Here is a 14,945-nt window from a genome sequence, read left to right on the forward strand (position 1 = left end):
GTTCGCGGCTCATACCTGGCTGTGCTCCGGGACGGGAGTATGAATGCCGTTCTCGAGCGTACGGATGACGGCGGAGACGATGCCGTGCCTCGCCAGGCCGCAGGCGTCGGCCTCCTGGTATCCGGTGTACACCAAGGACCAGAGCACACGTTGGATCCAGACGGGAGTGACGTCGGGGTCGAAGACCCCTTCGGCTTGCCCGCGCTTGATCAGAGTGATCACCGGGTCATCGAGAGGCTCCGGTGTGGCTGCCGCGCCCCGGCCTTCCAGTACGCGCGGATCGCCGAACAGGAAGACCAGCCGGTCGCCGACCGCCACCATCGCGGTGACCAGTCTGCGCATCGCCTCGACGGCGGATCCCTGGTCGATGGCCGCGCCGGCGACCGACTCGTCGATCGTCTCGATGGAGTCGTCGATGGCCGCGTTGATGAGCGTGGTGCGGTCGGCGAAGTAGCGGTGCAGTGTCGTGCGGCCGACGCCGGCGGCGTCGGCGATATCTGCCAGCGTGGCGTGATAGTCGCGGCCGAGCACGGAGGCGGCCGCGCTGAGGATGGCGCGGCGCGTACGAGCGCGTGTTCGTGTTACGGCGGCCTCGGGTCCGGGCTCCTTCATGCCGGTCATCGTAGTGCCGAGTCCCCATGGGGAACATTGACACCCATTAATGGAACATCGATGTTCCATTCGATGTTACGTTGATTCCCCTGGTGACCCTTTGCTCGGAGGAGGAACGACCATGGCTCGCGGAGACCGGCGCCACCCGGAGAGCGTGGCTGGGGACTGGTTCGTCGACGACCGCTGTATCGGCTGCGGAGGCTCCTTCTCGCTCGCGCCGACGCTGTTCGGGCCGGCCACCGACGGCAGGCAATTCGTCATGACCCGCCAGCCGGCCACCGAGGACGAGATCGTCCAGGCCCAGCTTGCCGCCGAGGTGTGCCCATCCCGGTCGATCGGCACCGAATCCGGCGTGACATGGCGCCGGCACCACCCCCTGGAGATCGCATCCGCCATCTGGCGAACGGGCTCCAATTCACCCAAGACCGCAGGCGGCAACGCCTTCCTCGTGCAGCGCGCAGAGGGCAACCTCCTCGTCGACGCGCCGCGCTTCACCCCGTCACTACGCGCCTGGATGGAGTCGCTCGGCGGGATCGCGGCGATCCTGCTGACGCACCGCGACGACGTGGGCGACGCCGAGCGCTATGCCGATGCGTTCGGTGCTGAAGTGGTCATCCATGCTGCCGACGCTGACGCCGCGCCCTTCGCGGACCGGATTCTGACCAGTGCCGACACCTGCGAGGTCGCCGCCGGCATGCTGGCGATCCCCACTCCGGGACACACGGAGGGGCACGTCATGTACCTGGGTGACGATGGCACCTTGTTCACCGGTGACTCGCTCGGCTGGGACCCCCACCGTCAAGACCTCGGTGCGGAACCGTCCGTGTGCTGGTACTCCTGGCCCACCCAGATCGACTCGCTCCAGCGGCTCGGTGCTTTCGAGTTCGTACGGGTCGTTCCCACCCACGGCGTGATGAGCCCGACGCTCGAACCGGGCGACATGAGCCGGCGGCTGCAGGCGTTGGTCATCCGCCTGCGGTGCGACCTGGCGGTCAAGTAGTACGTCCACGCGCACGGTTTCGCGGAACGTGCGCGAACCGTGTACCGGCGGCGGGAGGCAGGGAACGGAACGGACAGGTACCACCGCGTCGCCAGACGAAGCCAGACGAAGCCAGACGAAGCCAGAGTCGGCAGGTGGCAGGCGTGGGGTGCCGCGGAAGAAGTCTTGGGGCGGCCACGCCGGCCGGGGCCCGCCAAAAGAGGCCCCGGCCGGGGAACCGGACGATCATGCAATGCCCCACAGGTCGCTACCAGCCACTTTCGATACAGGGACTAGGTCTGGGGGCGGTGGGGGCAGCCGATTGTCGAGTCATTCCCGGACGGATGGGCCGGGGCCTGCGGCTGATGGCCAGTTCGATCGAGACAAGCCGAACGCCCGTGCTGCGTCCTCGATGCTCGCGATCCCCGCCCAAGCACGAACTTCCGCGCCTGCCACCGTGGTTCGATTCGGGTGAACCGTCCCGCGATGCGGCCCATCAGGGCCTCAAACATGTCCTGCCAGTGGGCGGGAACTATGCTGTGGCCTGCTGCCACCAGATCCTCTGCTTTTCACACACCGATGATCAACGGTGGCCGAATTTGCACGCCCCTGCCATCCGAGGCAGGGGCCCACGCGACGGGCAGGGGCTAATCATGTGGTCGACCGCTCCACGGCCGGTGGTCCGTCGCCTCGTCAGTGCCGTCGTGGTCGGCGTGGCCCTGGCCGCGACCTCAGGATGCACGGTTCCTGTCGATGCCGTCGCAGGCATCTCCGTGGCCGGCGACGGCCATCTGCTCGACCTCTCGCTCCTCTCACTGCGAAGACCACATACGCGCTCTACGGCTGGACCAAGGACAGCTCGTGGTCATCGAGCAGTGTCTCCTTCACTCCGGCCGACCGGGACCGGCTCACCCCCGGAATGGTCCGCTACGACAGCCTCGCGGACAACCGCGACGACTTCGCAATCACCGTCCCCATAGCGGAGTTCAAGACCAGGGCTTGCCAGAACACGTAACGTCACGGCGCCCTCGGCCAGGCCGAGGCACTCCCGTGGTCCGGAGGCACGCGCTCAACCTTCACCGCCTCAAGACGCAAGATCGCGATCTTCAACTGCAGTACTAAGTCGGGCAGCTACCATCCGTCGACGGAGTGCGCGGTCCCGCCCAGCGGCCAGCTCGGCCCACAGCCCGCCAGCAGCTCCTTCTGCCGGCCGGCATCCTCACGAAGCCACGCCGACAACGCCATACAGACGGCATCAGCCGGCAAGCTCGGGACGAGCCCTCCGGCGGCTACTCGAGGGAGCGGAGCCGCAGGGTGGCGCTGCCGTGCCGGAGGGGCCAGCCGTCCCGGGTACGGATCCCGGTCGTGTCGAGCATGTCTGCGGCCGGGTGGGTGAGTGCTGCGGCGAGGTTGTCGGGGAAGGGCAGCCCTTCCATGCCAGTTCGAACTCGTCACGAGATCCGTCGAGATGTCGGGCCAGGTAGGACATGCTGCGGCCCGGTGTCCGGTCGAGGGGGTCGTAGAACCAGTCGCCCAGGGCCCAGGTCTCTGCGGGGTCGCGCAGTGCCACCCTCGTGGCGCGCCGAGCATGCGGATGGCGGCCGGGGACATGTTCCGGCACCTTCTCCCGGGCGGTGTACTCGGCATCGGTCATGCCCACGGACAGGGGCCGGATCCGGGTCGGCGCCTCGAAGCCTGCCCCTCTCCCGCTGGCTGTGGTCTTCAGTAACGACGAGGCCGGCAGGTGTCGCAGCCGCCAGGTACAGCCGTCGTCGCTCTCGAACCGCAGCCCAGGGATCCGCGCCGGCCAGTCGCCCTCCCCGGGGACGAGCCAGCACACCACTCCCCAGGAACTGTTCGTGTGCAGGACCAGACTGTCGTGGCGCGGCGACGGCACAAGCATGTAGGAGAAGAGCCCGTCGGCGCACCAGTTCCCGAATAGCGGGCTCCAGCCGGTGTTGAACCAGCCCAGCGCGAGCAGAGCCCGCAGCTGCTGTTGCGGGGTGCAGTCGTCCAGCCCGAGACCGGTCCGTTCCTCGCGCTCGGCGGTACCCGCAACATCCTCGTCCCGTGTCAGGGCAGGGACGTGTCTTTCGTCATCGAGAACGTGCCCTGCACCGACACCTTCGGCCGTGAGACGGTCACGTTCGTGCGCACCTTCGACCTGCCCGGCGGCCCCCGCCGCTTCGACGCCCAGATGGTCCTGAATCCCAAGGGCGACCGCGTGCTCGACTGCCTCGGCACGCACCAGCACCTCGCCAGTGACCTGCACCTGCGGGCGGAGTCCGACGGTTCGCTCCTGATCCGCTCCGGGGAGCACCGCTTCCGGGAGGGCCCGGTGGACTGCCGCGTCCCCGGACTGCTCGTCGGCGACGCCGAGGTGCGCGAGTCGTACGACGAGACGGCGGGCCGCTTCCGCATCCAGGTCCGGGTCACCAACCGCTACTTCGGCCCGCTCTTCGGATACGAGGGGTCCTTCACCGCGTCCTACGCCGGCGTCCGCACCTGCGGGATCCGGCCCGGCCTGCGACCAGTCCGCGAGGAGGCGCGCGTGTGAGTGCCGCCAAGGACCCGGCCAAGAGCCGGGAGACGCGGGCGAAGCTGCTCGGCGGTGTGTTGCGGACGCTCACCGAGCGGGGCATCGCCAAGACGTCGGCGTGGAGTGTCGCGGCGGCCGCCGGGGTCAACCAGGCTACCGCTTCGGTTCCGTCGACGACCTTCTCGCGGCGGCGTGCAGGCACGGTACGGAGCAGCGTGTGGCGTGCTACCGGGAGCGCCTTGCGGGGATCGGGTCCCTTTCCGAACTCCTTGCCTTCGGACGGGAGATGCACGAAGAGGAACGGGAGGCCGGGCATGTCGCGGTCCTCGGGCAGCTGCTCGCGGGTTCCCAGACGCAGCCGCGTCTTGCGGGGGCCACAGGGGCGGGCCTCGCTCTGTGGATCGAGGAGATCGAGAAGGTCCTGACGCGGGTCCTTTCCGCGTCCCCGCTGGGCGAGTTCGTGGATCCCGTCGGCCTTGCGCGGGCCGTGGCGGCGTCCTTCGTGGGCATGGAGCTGTACGAGGGGGTGGACCCGGCGGGTACGGAGCGGGCCCTTGCCTCCCTTGAGCAACTGTCCTTCCTGGTGACGGCCGTCGAGGACCTCGGTCCTCTCGCGCAGCGGGCGGTACGTCACCGACTGCGTCGTACGCGAAGCTGACCCGCTTGCGGCGGGGGCCCTTTGCCGGGTCGGGGGCACGGTCCTCATACGCCACAAGGTTTCGCGGATGGCCGAGTGCCTGGTCGAGGACATCTTCAGCGCGCTCGACGAACCGACCGTGGTCGTTTCCGGCACCGACGCAGCCGTGCTGATCGTTCCCAGCCTCGCCACTTCCCTCAGTGTCGTCCTCGACCAGCGCAATCTCCTGGCCATCAGGATTGAGGAACTGCTGGAAGCCCACCTTTTTCAAGGTCCTGACGTTCATGCCGGGATCGGTGTCAGGGCCGGAGCGAGGATCCTCATGGACGCCGGCGTCGGCAGCGGCTTCCTGAGCGTCGCCGACCTCGTTTCGTACGCCGGCCTCGCCCCGGCTACCGGCAGTTCGGGCTCCTCGATCCGGGGAGAGCGACGCTCCCGTGCGGGAACGAGCTGTTCAAGAGAGCGTGCTTCCTGTCCGCGTTCGCGGCTCTGGCCGACCCTGCTTCCCGGGCCTGCTGCGACAAGAAGATCAAGCAGGGCAAGCACCACTCCCAAGCCCTGCTCTGCCTCGCCAGACGACGAGCCGATGTCCTCTTCGCGATGCTTCGCGATGGTACGTTCTACGATCCCCAGCCCGCCGGATCGGCGTGAACCACCCAGAGTTCGCCTTGCCTCAGCTCATAGTTGCTCGAACTCCGCTGCTGGAATCTCGGCTGCCTGCGGCTGATCCTGCCGGCTGTCAGGGCTGCCCTCGGGGAGAACGCCGTACTGCCGCTCATAGCGATCGATCGCCGCAAGATCGGCGTGGTCGCGCAGATGCAGCACCTCCTCAAGGGAAGCGGCTGTCACGGGCTCCGAGTCCGGCCCTCGGACCTCAACCTGAGGAACCGCCCAGCCATCTGCATCGGCCTCGAAGCAGAGCCACAGGTCTTCGTCCTCGTCGTAGGTGCGGAACCAACTGGTCGTGCCGCCTTCCTCACCGACGCTTCGACCATGGGCACCGCCCCGTCACCTTGATGAAACCTATAGGGGCACCCCTCGAGGGGCCGGCGGATCATGCCTCCATCGTCCTGCTGCTGCCGTGCTGCGGCTCCATAGTGAGTCCCTGCAGTCCCTGCAGTCCCTGCACCGAGCGCGGGGGCGTCAACTCGGCGAAGCTGGGCAGCCTCGGCTTCGCCGACGAAGAGCTGGCTCTGCCATCGACGCCACGCGATCGTCGACGACACCGACTACCAGGAACTCAGCGCCCACGTGGCCGATGCCCGAGCCGCCTGCGCCCTGCGCCCTGCGCCCTGCCCCTGCGCCCTGCGCCCTGCGCCCTGCCCCTGCGCCTGCGCCCTGCCCCTGTCCCTGTCCCTGTCCCTGTCCGTCGCCGGACACCACCCGCTGCTCTGTGCTGCCCTCCCGGACAGCGACGGCGTACTGCGCGCCCGGTGGTGACCTGGTTCGCACGCCGGGCGAGCCAGCAGGCGCTGTGCATCGAAGTTGTCCTGCCAGGCCAGATGTCGTGCTCGGTCACAGCGGCTGTGACCGAGCGCCCTGAGCTTTGAATGTCCGGTGTGCGCTGGACGGGCCTGGCAGGCTTACGCGGTGATTGTTGATCTGGCTCCTCGCTTCCTGGCCTGGGCCGATGTGGACCCCGTCCGCCACGCCTTCGACAGAGCATCCCTAGCGCAGACGGAGCGTTCGCTCGGTCCTGCCCGGTGCGTGCCCATCCGCCCCGGCGTGCCTGCTGCTGACGGCGGTTCACGAAGCAGCCAAGGGGCCGAGTCCTGGGCTGACGCCATGTCGTATGCGCTCGTCCTGAACTACGGCCGGTGGACCCTCGGGTGGCGCTGGGCGCACGACGAGGGTGACGTCGACGGCGGACCGGTGGGGAACTGGTGCTGCCCGCGGGACTCGATCACCACGCCGGAAGAGTCACTGGCCCGTGTGGAGGCGGCCCTGCGGGAGTGGCGCGAGTGGCGCGAGTGGCTGGAACATTTCGCCGCCTGGTTCGAGGCCTGCCCGCTGGACATCAGCGCCGTCGAAGACCAGCGGATCCTGTGGGAACGCGCGGCGCGGAACCTGATTCTGCAGGTCGTCGACCGCACCGGGTGCGGCAGCGGCTGGCACAACCACTGCCGCCAGGTGCTCGGCTGGTTCCTCGACCGCTGGGGAGTCGCGGTGGAGGTGGCCCAGGGCCTGGTCGAGGAGGCGGTCGGTGGACGATTCCAGAGCTGGACCGGCCCTGACACGTTGGTCATCGACGACGTCGCTGAGCAACTCGCTCGCTCCCTACGGCCGGGCGACGGCCATACTCGAGCGGCCGTCCCGGCTCAGGACCACTTGCAGCGCTGGCTCGCGGTCCGCGCGTCGGTGCCGTGGCGCGAGATCCCGGATGCCGGCGCGGACGGACCGGTGGCAGCCCTTCGCGACGGCCCCGCGCAGGACATCCGGGCCCTTCGACGGCGCCATCGACCCTGCTCGGGCCGAAGGCCTGCTCCGCGCCCTCGAACTGCTCCGGGCCGACGCGGCACGCGGAGCGCGGCTCGACTTCGCGCTGCTCAGCACATGGCATCAGCACGTCCTGGGTTCTCCGCAGCCGCCGCCGTTCCGCACCTCGCCCGCCTTCGCCAAGGGCGGCCGGGAGCGTTACGGCCTCGGACCGGACACACCCGCCCGCTTCGACACCAGCCTGGCCGAGAGCGAAGCCACCGCCCGGGAACCCCTCGGACTCACCGCCCGCGCCTATCTCGACGTCTGCTTCTTCCACCCCTTCGACGACGGCAACGCCCGGTCCGCCTTTCTCGCCCTCGTCTTCGTGCTGGCCCGCGAGGGCGTCGCACTCGGGGCAGTCGGCCTTCTGCGCCGCGTCACCTTCGAGGCCGACCGCCCTCGGGACCCGCTGACCCTCATCCGCTATATCGGCATCCACCTTGCGGAGACCCGCGGCAGCGCCACCGATCCGACCGTCTCGGCACCGGGGTGAGCACTCGAGTCGGCGAACGCCCACGGATCCGGATGTGCCAGAGTCTCGGCCTGGACCACGTAAGCATGCGCGAAGCGAAATGGAGATGCCGGCTCCTGGCCTGTGCAGGCAGGATCTCTCCATGTCGACCGACGTCAGCGGGTGATCGCATGCCGGCCGGGTGCCCGCTTAGGGGGCCCGGACGACGGGGACTCCGTTTGGGAAATCGGCATCGATCTCTTCCTCCTCAACAGGGGCAATGCCTACGACGGCCTGGCCTGCCTCTTCGGAGTCCGAAACTCCTTCGGCTTCCGTCGGGGTACCGACGGAAGCCGAAGGCGAGCGGTGACAGAGCTGCCACAGCTAGGGCCATCCCACGTCGGTGAAGATCGTTTCCCACGTTCCTGGCGTACTGCGTGGCGCTTACGGCGTCGCTTCGGGGCAGTCGGCCGGGACCCATGTGGCGGTGGAGGCCATGGACCGAGGGTGGCCTGACCGCACACCTGCGCCCGGCCAGGCCCGAGCCCTCGGCTCCGGGTGGCTTACCGCTGCCGCGTAAGGATGTATCGCTCACCCGAATCCGGCTCGCCGATCCAGGTGAAGACCGTCGGGTGTTCCTCCGTACCGCCGATGTCCCAGCCGAAGGACAGGCTCTCGCAGTGCGCGATGCTGAGCTCGAGCGGCAGACCGGCACCCTTGTTCTCGGTCAGCTGCCAGTTCCCGGTGCGGTTGCAGGCACCGGACCGCTCACCCGTGGCCTCGTACTCGTTGACGCCCTTCGCCGTCACCGTGCCGTCCGCCTCGAAGCGGAGGCTTGCGCCGTCGTCGTCCGTCCAGGTGCCGACCATGTCGGCTTCAGTGAGCCGGGGCGGTTCGTAGAACTTGAGGATCCCCGAGCTGTACGCCGCGACCCCGACCGCAAGCGTCACCGCGAGCAGCCCCAGACCGCCCAGCGCCACGCCCCCGAGCATCCGCCATCGGGCCCCGGGCTTTCCGGGGTTCCCCGCCGCCCGGGCGCACAGCGTCGCGGGTGCCAGCCCGACGATGAGGCTGACGGCAAGGACGGGATAGACGAGCAGGTCGCCGGGGCCGCCGAAGCCGGCCAGGAGCATGCAGGAGCCGATGAGCAGCGCCAGGGCGACGGCAACGACCACCACCGTGGCCAGGGTGAGCTGCCAGCTGTCGCGCCGGCCCGTACGGCGGGCCACCGCACGCCCGAGGAGGACGAGGGGAAGCACCGCCATCGCCGAACCGGCCAGCCCTGCGATCACCGACATGACGGCCAGCAGCACGAGCGCGAATATGGTGCCGAACAGCCATCCGAGGCCGCCTTCGCCTCCGTGGGACTCGGACTGCAAGCTGCGTGCAACGGCGACCAGCGCGGCGATCACGGTCTCAGCCCCGAGGGCGGCAGCCCCGACGGTGAACACCGCACCGTTCCCGCCGTCCGGAGGCCGCACGGGCACGAACCCCTGCGGCGGCACGCCCGGAGTCCCAGGAGCCCCCGGCGGTGTCAGCCCCCATCCCGGCGGCGTGGTCTGCGTCATGTGTCCCCCCTGTGTCCAGGCACATCATGCACCTGGGCACACCGGTGTGATCAAGGGGGGGAGGCAAAGCGCGCAGTCCCCGCGATCGAGCATCCGTCTACATCCACGACGAGCAGGTTGCTCACCGCCGAAGGGTTGGCCTCCACATATCGACGTGTCATCGCCACCGGACGCTGTTCCCGCCGGATCCCCTCCTGCAGTCGGTTCGTCGCATAGGGCCGCAACGGCAGCCACAACTCTTCCCACTGCCCCGCGGGCAACTCCACGCTCATGCGCTGATCATGTCGGGACCAGCAGCCCGATGGGACCGGACACGCCGGAAACTTTAAAGTCCGTCACGAACCAAGTCAGATGGTTGGGGCCTCCGTCCTGCTGCACCGCGGCAACCGCTACGCCCCACCGCCGCTGCAGACGAATCTTCAAAGTACGTCAGGAGCCAAGTCAGATGGTTGCGGGTTCCAGGCGGTACCCGCAAGCGCCCTCCTCCACCAGACCTTCGGAGAGCTCCTTCAAAGTGCGACACGGAGCCAAGTCAGATGGTTAGAGCCTTCGGGGGTCCGCACCGGCACCCAGTACTTCCTGTACCCGGATCGTGACCATGTGGGCAGTCCGGCGTTGAGTCACGTTGAAGATCAGAAACGGTAATCGGAAGGATGCTCATGAGGTTGTTGACCCCCTCACGGTCGCGGTACGCGGTAATGGCGTGTGCGGCGGCGACGTCGTTGCTGATGACGCCTGGCGTGTCATCAGCAGAGCCGGCCTCGGTCGTCAAGGCGTACAAGTCTGTCGGCGACCACCAGTTCACCGTTCCGGAAGGTGTCACCCAGGTTCGTCTGACGGCCGTGGGACCGGGTGGAGGGGGCGGTGGTGGCGGCGGTAACAACGACGGTCCCCTGAGTGGCGGTGGCGGCGGTAGCGGTGCGAGCGGCCCGGTGGTGTCGTGCACGATCACGGTCCGAGCCGGGGACAAGCTGCGGATCCATGTTGCCGAGGGAGGCCGAGGCGGCCATGGCGGTGCGGGGAAGGGCGTCAGCGGCGAAGCGGGCAGGTCCGGAGGGTGGTTCACCGGAGTCTCGGCGCAAGATCGCAGGGGAAGCCTGGCCATGGTCACCAGCGGTGATGCTGGACAGGGGGGCGAGGGGTCCGGGACCTTCCAGAGCGGCGGCGGGGGTGCTGGCGGAATCGTTCCTGCCCGCCGACCGGGCTACTGCCGCGGATCGGATGCTGCCCTTCACCGTGGTGTAGAGGGAAGCCGTGGGCAGGACGGTGTCAGTACCGAACCGGGCCACGGTGGTTGGGGCACTGTCCCTGCCGTACACGTCCCGGAGTGCGCCAAGGAAAGGCGCGACGATCACGGTTGGCCGCGTCCGGAGGACTATGCGGGCAGCGGCGGCCACGGTGGTGTCGGGGCCGTCGACACATGGATGAACGGCAATCAGCGCCACCAGGCTTCTGGCTACGGCGCCAAGGGCAGTGACGGCTGCGTCGCGTTGACCTATACCCGATAGAAGAAGTCCGGCCGGTGTGAGCCCGTGGGCTCACACCGGCCTCGTGAGCAGGAGCGCACTGGCGCTGCTCGGCCCGGGCCGCCCACTCGTCTACGAGCTGTTGCGAGACATACAGTCTGGTGCGTCACCTCACCCGTCGCGCGGGCTCCTCTCTCCGTGGTGTACAGATCTGTTCGGGTAGCGCCCGCGCGATGGCCGCCGGCAGCCAGGGCTTGATCGCTTCCCGTCGGCGGGCGCTCTAACTCACTAGCTCCGTCTGCTACCAGCGCATGCCGAGGTTGTTGAGGTCGGTGCGTCGCTGGGGGGTGAGTTTGTCGGCTCTGCGGCGTGTGTTGGCGATGAACATGCCCAGGGCGACGGGCACGGTGCCTTCCGGGGTGGTTTCCCGCCCGGTCGCGGCGGGCCCGGCGTCCTCGATGGGCAGCTGCTCGATGTGTTTGCGGGGGACGTTGAGGTGGTTTTCGCGGGCGTGGTATTGGCGGGCGGCGGCCATGTTGAGCGCCCATTTGTGGTCCTGGGTGCGCTTCATGGGCCGTTCGTCCTCGCCGGCCGGCTGCAGGCCGAGCTCGGCTAGGAGCTCCTGCTGGGCGGGCAGGAGTGTGTCCCAGGCCAGGCGTTGGGTCTGGACCCAGGCGCCCAGGTCCTCGCCCTGCACGACGACCTCACCCGGCGCCGTGGGCACCGGCTGGCCGTCGCGGAGATGGTTCTGTACGAGGCGCAGGTTGCGCTGCCAGCTGATGTCCCAGCCCGGGCACCAGCCAGGGTCGATCTCGTCGAGCCGCTCACGCCGCTCCTGGGTCAGTGCGCCCTTCTCGGAGCCGGCGGGCTGGCCCGCAGCGCGCCGCTCGGCGATCCGGTCGGCCCGTTTGGCCGCAGCGCGGAGGTTCGCGTGCCATTTCCCGATCGGGTAGCAGTGCCATACGGCGCTTGCGGGGGGCAGGAAGTGCCCGTGGGCGTCGGCGTAGTCCTGGGCGACGGCGAGGCCGTCTTCGAAGGCGTCGTCCTGGGGCGCCCACACCATGCCGAGCCGGTCGAGCTCCTCGACACGCTCGGCCTCCAACAGGCCGGCCCGGTGGAGGCGGCGCAGGTTGGCCTGCCACACCCCGAGCGGGAACCCGGCAGGGGTCCAGTCCTCCGGGGTGACGAACCCGTACGGCGCGTACAGCCGGTCGGCGCCGGTCTCCTTCCGGTACTGGACGCTGGCCGCGATGCCGCGCCGCCAGTACACGTTCTCCGGCTCGAGCACCCGCAGCCGAAGGAACCGCGCGAGCTCGACCGGATCCCGCGGCGAGGAGAACTTCAGCAGCTCCCGCGCCCCGGCGCTGACCGAATCGACCGGCTCACCACCCTCCAGCCCCTCCCCGTCACCCTCGAAATCCCCAGCGTCCGCCGGCCCGCCGTCCTCACCTTCGCTCTCCTCGTCCCAACTCCCGCTGCGCGGACGGGAGTCGGCGAGCGCCTCGATCGTCTCGGTGTCGTGCGCGCGGAGCGCTTCGAGGACCTTCGCGAGGGCTCCGTAGGCGGGCGAGGTGAGCATGTCGTCCGGGTCTTCGTCCGGCCCGAGGAATACAGGGACCACCAGAGTGGCGATTTTCCCCTGCCCCGGTTTCATGCGAAGGGCACGTCCCACCATTTGCACGATGTCGACCATGGACCCGCGCACATCACAAAACGCGACCGAATCACAATTCTTGGTGTCGACCCCTTCGCCGAGTACTTTCACCGAGCTCAGCACCCGCAAAGCAGCCGGCAACACCTCCGACCCGACGACCTCGCCGTGCTCGTGCTCATGGCCGCCATGCCCGGCGCCGGCGCTGGCGTCAGGGGTGGTGTCGATGACGTCGGAGGCGAACTCGGCGAGTACCGCGCGCCGGCGGGCCGGGGGGTGCTCGCCGTACAGCCAGCTCGACCACACCCGCTTCGGGTCCGGATACGCCCGCGCGTCCTCCTCCCACAGCCGCATCGCCGCATCCCTGATCCCAGCAGACATTGCCTCCGCCTCGGCTACCCGGGAGTGGAAGGTGAGCACCTTGCGCAGGTTCTCCTGGGCGGCCGCCGTCAGCACACCCGCCTGAAGCGCCGCCAGCCGCGCCCCACGCACACGATCGGTACCGGTACCGAGTTGGGCCCGGTGCCCGTACTCGGGGTCCCGGATGTCGACGCACACGACCTGGTAGGGGGCGATCAGCCCCTGACTGATCGCATCTGACAGCGTGAGCTTGTACGCGACCGGCCCGAAGATGGGGGAGTCCTCGCTCATGCTGGCCACCACCCGCAGCGACTGTCCCGGCCGCTCAGCCGCCTCCCACACCCGCGGCGTCGCCGTCATATACAACCGCCGCGCCGCCGGCACCTGCTCCTGGTCGTGCACGGCCGCCCACGGCTTCAACCCGTCCCCACTGGTGCGGTGCGCCTCGTCCACCACGATCAGGTCCCACGCCGCGAGGCCGGCCGCATGAGCCCTCTGCAGCACACCGAGCGACGCATACGTCCCGAACACCGTGACCGTTTCCAAATCGCCTGTCCACTCGATGAGTTCACCCTCGTCGGTCGTGCAAGGAATCCCCTGAGAGTCCTTCGCGGGCAGCCGGCACACCCCGACCATCGCCCCGGACCGGCCCCCATCACGCCGCCACGCCGTCGCCGTCTGCACCAGCAGATCCAGCGTCGGCACCAGCACCAAAACCCGCCGCGCCCCCAAACGGTGCGCACTCGCCACAGCGATCAAAGTCTTGCCAGAGCCGGTCGCGGCGATGCACTGACACCGCAACCCCTCCACCGGCAGACGCCCGCACACGGGAGCCTCAAGGGCCCGCAGAATCCCATCGACCGCCTCGACCTGATGAGGCCTCAACACCTGTGGCCCGCTCACACCGCCACCCCCCAGATCCCGCCCATGTCCTCCAGCAGTGTCTGCGGCAGCTCGCTGCGCTCCCAGGTGTCAGTGAGCTGGAACCGGCCGCGGATCGTCGAGAGCATCTCCCACACGACCAGGCCCTCCGGCTGACGGGCCAACACGTAGCGCCCGTAGCGGGTCTCGTGCGCGGACCGTGGCCCGTAGTCCGTGTACGCCAGCACGAGGCGCTCGCGGTACCGCTCGACGAACGCAGCCAACCGCGCACCGTACTCATCCAAGTCACCGGCAAGAGGCGCGAGAACCTCCAGGACCTCCAGAGACAGATGCCGGTCGTAGGCCTGGACGGTGAAAGTCCGGAACAACTCCTCGGCCACGCCCAACAAGCCCTCAGGACTGCAGCCACCCGGGCCTGTACCGGCGGGGTCCTCGACGTCCTGCGGGCCGGGTACAGCATCCTCGCGAGGGGAGGGCACCCGCACGGGGGCCGGCGCGGACAGCTCGAGGCACTGCACCTCGACAGAGTCGGCCTGGGCAGCCAGAGCTTGAGACAGAGCATGCACCGTCGCCGCATCCAGGGACACCGGAGCACTGCCCATGGGCGCCCACTGCAGATCACCGTCGCCGGATGCAGCCTCGGCCCAGGCGGAAGCGAGGCCGCGCAGCATGGAACTCACCTCGTGCGCACGGAAGTACAACTGACCATCGGACACACCACGCAGAGGCCGCAGGGCCCCGGCGACCGACGGCTCATCCTGAGATTCTGTTGGCATTTTCCTCACCTGACTGGGACGCATTCCGGTAGCTTATTCAGTGTCAGTTGCTGGGATTTGTAAGGGCCTATGACGGAACATCAAATGCAGCGTCGAGAAGGGGTCCAAGCGAACGTTCCAGGGAGAAGTTCCGGGTTCCTTGGGTGCTCCCTCACTACATAGGTTAGTGGCACTCAAGGTTTGACGCACATGGATCATCAGGGTTGTCCAGAAGTCTTCGGAAGTGCTACATTCTCAGCCTCGGCCGACCGGGCTCCGTTCACAGGGCCGGCGAGAGCGGCACCCGAAACAGTCGGCATCACCCACCGGGTAGCCCACGCCAGAGGAAGCACCCAACCCCCGCCACTAGCCAGCGATTTAGTCCCGCGCGGAGCGCGGGACGTCAGGCCGGATCGCGGAGCGATCCGAGCCGCCGGGCCACGGAGCGGACCGGCAGGCCATCACGGAGTGATGGCCCCTCACGACGAAGTCGTGAGGCTCTTTCCGGCGAAGCCGGAAAGCCGCCGCGTAGCGGCGGCGCGTCGTGTCTGCGGAGCAGACCGCGCG

10 protein-coding genes and 3 pseudogenes are annotated in these 14,945 nt (G+C 68.7%); 5 read left to right on the top strand and 8 right to left on the bottom strand.

Features of this window, described 5'->3' with window-relative positions; translation table 11 throughout:
- Positions 1-9: 9 nt before the first annotated feature.
- Entirely contained in the window at positions 10-621 is a 612-nt protein-coding gene (locus ACZ4E1_RS07110) for a TetR/AcrR family transcriptional regulator (protein ID WP_467536619.1), read from the bottom strand.
- 112 nt (positions 622-733) lie between these two features.
- Between ACZ4E1_RS07110 and ACZ4E1_RS07115 the strand changes: the two genes are divergently transcribed.
- The gene (locus tag ACZ4E1_RS07115; RefSeq protein WP_467536620.1) at positions 734-1,612 is read left to right on the top strand and encodes a 4Fe-4S domain-containing protein; all 879 of its coding nucleotides are present in this window, start codon (positions 734-736) and stop codon (positions 1,610-1,612) included.
- 1,268 nt (positions 1,613-2,880) lie between these two features.
- On the opposite strand, the gene ACZ4E1_RS07120 is transcribed toward ACZ4E1_RS07115, so the two are convergent.
- On the bottom strand, positions 2,881-3,027 hold the full coding sequence (locus ACZ4E1_RS07120; protein WP_467536622.1) for a hypothetical protein: 147 nt from the start codon (positions 3,025-3,027) through the stop codon (positions 2,881-2,883).
- Between the two features lie 593 nt (positions 3,028-3,620).
- On the opposite strand from ACZ4E1_RS07120, the pseudogene ACZ4E1_RS07125 reads away from it, so the two are divergent.
- The 3 pseudogenes from ACZ4E1_RS07125 to ACZ4E1_RS07135 form a co-directional block, all read left to right on the top strand.
- A pseudogene (locus tag ACZ4E1_RS07125) lies at positions 3,621-4,148 on the top strand (DUF4166 domain-containing protein); the annotation flags it as partial.
- Positions 4,145-4,788: pseudogene (locus ACZ4E1_RS07130) on the top strand (TetR/AcrR family transcriptional regulator). The pseudogenes ACZ4E1_RS07125 and ACZ4E1_RS07130, both read left to right, overlap by 4 nt.
- Positions 4,789-4,831: 43 nt before the next feature.
- Positions 4,832-5,418 (top strand): annotated as a pseudogene (locus ACZ4E1_RS07135) (transposase); the annotation flags it as partial.
- A gap of 27 nt (positions 5,419-5,445) precedes the next feature.
- Here ACZ4E1_RS07135 and ACZ4E1_RS07140 read toward each other — a convergent pair.
- On the bottom strand, positions 5,446-5,592 hold the full coding sequence (locus ACZ4E1_RS07140) for a hypothetical protein (RefSeq protein WP_467536624.1): 147 nt from the start codon (positions 5,590-5,592) through the stop codon (positions 5,446-5,448).
- A gap of 1,095 nt (positions 5,593-6,687) precedes the next feature.
- Entirely contained in the window at positions 6,688-7,032 is a 345-nt protein-coding gene (locus ACZ4E1_RS07145) for a hypothetical protein (protein WP_467536626.1), read from the bottom strand.
- Positions 7,033-7,147: 115 nt separating this feature from the next.
- Here ACZ4E1_RS07145 and ACZ4E1_RS07150 point away from each other — a divergent pair, with 115 nt between their 5' ends.
- Positions 7,148-7,738, top strand: coding sequence for a Fic family protein (locus ACZ4E1_RS07150; protein WP_467536628.1), 591 nt, complete (start codon positions 7,148-7,150; stop codon positions 7,736-7,738).
- 521 nt (positions 7,739-8,259) lie between these two features.
- Here the strand turns inward: ACZ4E1_RS07150 and ACZ4E1_RS07155 are convergent.
- The 4 genes from ACZ4E1_RS07155 to ACZ4E1_RS07170 form a co-directional block, all read right to left on the bottom strand.
- Positions 8,260-9,264, bottom strand: a complete 1,005-nt coding sequence (locus ACZ4E1_RS07155) for a hypothetical protein (RefSeq protein ID WP_467536630.1) — start codon at positions 9,262-9,264, stop codon at positions 8,260-8,262.
- Between the two features lie 50 nt (positions 9,265-9,314).
- Positions 9,315-9,536, bottom strand: a complete 222-nt coding sequence (locus tag ACZ4E1_RS07160) for a hypothetical protein (RefSeq protein WP_467536632.1) — start codon at positions 9,534-9,536, stop codon at positions 9,315-9,317.
- Between the two features lie 1,495 nt (positions 9,537-11,031).
- Positions 11,032-13,644 carry a helicase associated domain-containing protein gene (locus tag ACZ4E1_RS07165; RefSeq protein WP_467536634.1) on the bottom strand — a complete coding sequence of 871 codons (2,613 nt, stop codon included), beginning with the start codon at positions 13,642-13,644 and terminating at the stop codon, positions 11,032-11,034.
- Positions 13,641-14,294 carry a hypothetical protein gene (locus ACZ4E1_RS07170; RefSeq protein ID WP_467536636.1) on the bottom strand — a complete coding sequence of 218 codons (654 nt, stop codon included), beginning with the start codon at positions 14,292-14,294 and terminating at the stop codon, positions 13,641-13,643. Before ACZ4E1_RS07170 ends, ACZ4E1_RS07165 begins: the two co-directional genes overlap by 4 nt.
- Positions 14,295-14,945 lie beyond the last annotated feature (651 nt).

It is taken from the genome of Streptomyces sp. NPDC025806 (genome assembly GCF_055558275.1).

Excerpts from the sequence above, each read along its gene's own strand:
- ACZ4E1_RS07115 (WP_467536620.1), top strand. The coding sequence starts at position 734 with ATGGCTCGCGGAGACCGGCGCCACCCGGAGAGCGTGGCTGGGGACTGG.
- ACZ4E1_RS07110 (WP_467536619.1), bottom strand. The coding sequence starts at position 621 with ATGACCGGCATGAAGGAGCCCGGACCCGAGGCCGCCGTAACACGAACA.
- ACZ4E1_RS07170 (WP_467536636.1), bottom strand. The coding sequence starts at position 14,294 with ATGCTGCGCGGCCTCGCTTCCGCCTGGGCCGAGGCTGCATCCGGCGAC.
- ACZ4E1_RS07155 (WP_467536630.1), bottom strand. The coding sequence starts at position 9,264 with ATGACGCAGACCACGCCGCCGGGATGGGGGCTGACACCGCCGGGGGCT.
- ACZ4E1_RS07150 (WP_467536628.1), top strand. The coding sequence starts at position 7,148 with ATGCCGGCGCGGACGGACCGGTGGCAGCCCTTCGCGACGGCCCCGCGC.
- ACZ4E1_RS07120 (WP_467536622.1), bottom strand. The coding sequence starts at position 3,027 with ATGGAAGGGCTGCCCTTCCCCGACAACCTCGCCGCAGCACTCACCCAC.
- ACZ4E1_RS07160 (WP_467536632.1), bottom strand. The coding sequence starts at position 9,536 with ATGAGCGTGGAGTTGCCCGCGGGGCAGTGGGAAGAGTTGTGGCTGCCG.